Here is a 2,190-nt window from a genome sequence, read left to right as displayed (position 1 = left end):
CCTTCCATGATACGTTCTCTCCCCACTAGCATAGGTTGATGGTATTAATCCCGCATACGAATACAGTTTCTTCGCACAAGAAAACCGCTCAATCTCATCAATCTCATACCGGATCAGAATAGCTAAATACTGGCAATTGACATCCGGGTTTTCTTCTCTCAATATAATAAAGGTTTCACCAACCATTAACCATTGGGAGGATGTCATGAGAGAAGAGATCCGATCACAAGCAAGGGATTGCTGGGATTCTGTTTATCGTCGTCAGATTTCCCAACAGTTGTATCAGGAGTTTCAAGGAGAGTACGCCTTTCCTCGTGCGGTCTGCCGATCCTTATCAGAGCTGTTTGAGAGTTATCTGGATCTTTACTTTGGGAGTAAGAGGAAGGAGGGAGAGATCATCTTTCATGGGGTCTCCAAGGAGATTCCTCCTGGAGTCAAGATTGAGGAGATGAAGTTGATCCCTGTGAGACTCACGCTTTATTCACCGGAGGACTGTCAGTGTATAAGTCAGAAGGAGCTTTTGAGGAAGAGGATATTAAGGCTGACGGGGGAGGCATTTCATCAGGGGGTTCTCCTCACCCAACCGGATCTTTCTGTTCTTTTGGGGGAGAGCTTGAGAACGATCATCCGACACATTCGGGAGCTGGAAAAAGAAGGGGAGGTGGTGTTGACCCGAGGCAGATGGAAGGACATCGGACCAGGGACGAGTCACAAGAAGAGGATCGTGGAGCTGTACCTGAAGGGGTATGAATACACGGAGATATCCCGGAGGACGAAGCACAGTTCGGAAGCGATCTTAAGATACATCAAGGATTTCGCGAGGGTATTGATTTTGAAGGAAGAGGGGTACGGGGAGAAGGAGATCCGTCTGATCAGCGGTCTATCGGAGAGGGTGTTGAGAGAGTATCTGGAATTGATCAGGGAGTATGACCAGGAGGAGTATTCGGAGAGGCTGGATCAGTTGAGGGAGATCTATCGAAAAAAAAGAAAGGTCAAGGAAATCCAGAGGAAGAAAACGAGGAAAGGATCCGTCAGATCGAGGAGATCAAAGAGATGAGAGTGCCTCCCATGATCGAGAACAAGGTGAATCACTCCATCAAGGGAGCGATCATTGATTTATTGAAGAAGGAGTATCAGTTCATTGCTGGGGAGAAGATCCAGGAGATGTTTGCTCAAGATATTCTGAAGGTCATGGATCGATGTTGGAAGGATCCCTGGAGGATGGAGGTGGGTCAGGTGTTGTGGTATGGGGCGAAGAAGGAAGAGAAGCCTCATTATGGAAGAGGAAGCAAAAACACTTCTCTGACTCCAGTGGTGTTGACGTTGATCTCTTCTGAAGATTTAGAGAGGAAGCAGCAGGGGTATTCGGACCGAGAGATCAAAGAGAAGAAGATGGCGCGGTTGTTCCGGGAAGCTTTTGAGCAGGGAGCGCTTTTGACTCACAGTGATCTGGCCTTTCTTCTTCATCTGTCCACAGGGACGGTGAGCAAGCAGGTGAGGGAGTATATGGAGAAGACGGGAGAGATCTTACCGAGCCGAGGGATTGTTCATGACATAGGAAGAGCGGTCACTCACAAGAAGATCATCATTCGCTTGTACCGGGAGGGTTATCAGACCCCGGAGATTGCGAGAAAGACGTCTCATTCGGAAGAGGCCTGTGATCGCTACATCAAGGCGTATCGGAAGGTTTTGACGTTGAGCAAGAAGCTGAAGCCGGAAGAGATCTCGCGGACCCTGGAGATGAGTTTGAGTCTGGTGAGAGAGTATCTGGAACTTTCCAATGAGAAAGAAGGAGAATGAAAAGGTATGATGACTTCTGCTTCAGAGAATCTTTGCTTTTCTTCTGAGAGAGTTTTCAGTAGAATGATGGCAATGAAGAAAACCTTAAAAATCGCTCATTCCTATCTAAGTGCCAAATGGCACTTTAGTAAAAAACCAATTTCCTATTCATTTAAGCTTGTCACTTTGGGAACACCAAGCTGGATGTCAGTGACCGATTATGAGACATCTCACTTGTAATATAAATCAAATCGTGCAGTTGCAAATTCCCTTGTTAAAGGCAACATCCTCCGTCTCTTTGCAGACACAAATTTTATCATCAGCTGAGCTTTGTGGCTCAGAGCCCTCCCCCACCTTCCAGAATCCAACAGAGTATAGAGTTAGACATGATAAGAGAAGATCCCTTTTGAA

General features: G+C 46.7%; 3 protein-coding genes. 2 read left to right on the top strand and 1 reads right to left on the bottom strand.

Features of this window, described 5'->3' with window-relative positions; translation table 11 throughout:
* A partial coding sequence (locus AB1756_07160) for a transposase (protein ID MEW5807107.1) occupies positions 1-186 on the bottom strand: 186 nt, incomplete at its 3' end.
* 19 nt (positions 187-205) lie between these two features.
* Between AB1756_07160 and AB1756_07155 the strand changes: the two genes are divergently transcribed.
* A complete protein-coding gene (locus AB1756_07155; GenBank protein MEW5807106.1) occupies positions 206-1,057 on the top strand; it encodes a DUF1670 domain-containing protein in 852 nt (283 codons plus the stop codon).
* Positions 1,054-1,800 carry a DUF1670 domain-containing protein gene (locus tag AB1756_07150; protein ID MEW5807105.1) on the top strand — a complete coding sequence of 249 codons (747 nt, stop codon included), beginning with the start codon at positions 1,054-1,056 and terminating at the stop codon, positions 1,798-1,800. Before AB1756_07155 ends, AB1756_07150 begins: the two co-directional genes overlap by 4 nt.
* The last annotated feature ends 390 nt before the right edge of the window (positions 1,801-2,190 follow it).

It is taken from the genome of Acidobacteriota bacterium, from assembly GCA_040752675.1.
Taxonomy (GTDB): domain Bacteria; phylum Acidobacteriota; class Polarisedimenticolia; order JBFMGF01; family JBFMGF01; genus JBFMGF01.
The sequence above is the reverse complement of the archived record's forward strand: the minus strand, read 5'-3'. Positions and strand labels throughout refer to the sequence as shown.